Raw genomic sequence first — 949 nt, 5'->3', positions numbered from 1 at the left:
GAATCGAGGGCGGAGGTCGGCAAAAAGCAGCTCGTTCGGCTGTTTTTACTTATATTTCAAACAGATAAGTCCTGAGGTCGTCAGTGAGGCCCTGTCCGCCAAAAACGCTTGCTGGCGAAGGCCTTGCCTGAACCGGTCTTGAAATATCGCTCGAGTTGCCGTGCGTTGGCCTCGGTTTCAACCCCGATGTAGGACTTCAAAGTTACAGGCAGATAGGCCTTGGTCGAAGTCACATAGCCTGATCGATGCGATTCGAAACGGCGCCGACGGTCGTTGGCCGACCCGACGTAGACATCGCCGTTACGAAGTTGCAGGAAATAGACGTACCACATGGTCCCCCTACGCTACTTCGTAGCTTCGGGCGACACCCTACGCCCAAAATGCGGTTTCGGGTGGCCTGCCACCCGAAGCCCGCAGGGCGTAGGGTGGCGGAGAGGATGGGATTCGAACCCACGAGAAGCTTTTGACCTCTACTCCCTTAGCAGGGGAGCGCCTTCGACCACTCGGCCACCTCTCCGTTGCGCCGGTGGATAAAGAAAAGCGCCGGCACAATCAACAAGCTGGCGCTATTATCCTTGAAAAATCGACCCTTCGCCAAAGCGCCGCCCAGCGATGTGGCGATTCTGCGGCAATTCCCTGGTTCGCGACTCGGGCCATGGTCACATTTCGGGCCGACCATCGCCGGAATCCGCTGTTTGCAACGGCTTGCGAAGGGCTGTTGGTTAACGGGAGCTTTCGGAGTGAGGCCAAATCGTGTCATTTGTGCAACAACGCCGGGGTATAGCGCCAACACAAACCTTTTGCCGGTACGAACGTGGTTGAACGCAGCCGTGTCATGGGTAATGTCGGGTTTGAAGGAGCGGCGCGGTGCGCATCTTTTTCGGTAGTGGGGATGGGGCAGGGAACGCTGTCCTTCAGCAAAGAATACCCAGACCCGTTTTTTAACTTT

2 protein-coding genes and 1 tRNA gene are annotated in these 949 nt (G+C 56.6%); all 3 read right to left on the bottom strand.

The window, feature by feature from the left end:
* Positions 1–80: 80 nt before the first annotated feature.
* Complete coding sequence (locus tag NKJ46_RS34645; RefSeq protein ID WP_352671843.1) at positions 81–332, bottom strand: GIY-YIG nuclease family protein; 252 nt, start codon at positions 330–332, stop codon at positions 81–83.
* A 94-nt stretch (positions 333–426) separates the two neighbouring features.
* Positions 427–517, bottom strand: a tRNA-Ser gene (locus tag NKJ46_RS34640).
* Positions 479–949: hypothetical protein (locus tag NKJ46_RS34635; protein WP_352671840.1), on the bottom strand; the 471-nt coding region annotated here is incomplete at its 5' end. The genes NKJ46_RS34635 and NKJ46_RS34640, both read right to left, overlap by 39 nt.

This window comes from Mesorhizobium sp. M0166 (assembly GCF_040322255.1).
In the GTDB taxonomy this organism is placed as follows: Bacteria; Pseudomonadota; Alphaproteobacteria; order Rhizobiales; family Rhizobiaceae; genus Mesorhizobium.
Note: the sequence above shows the minus strand (reverse complement) of the source record. Positions and strands in the feature narration are given on the sequence as shown.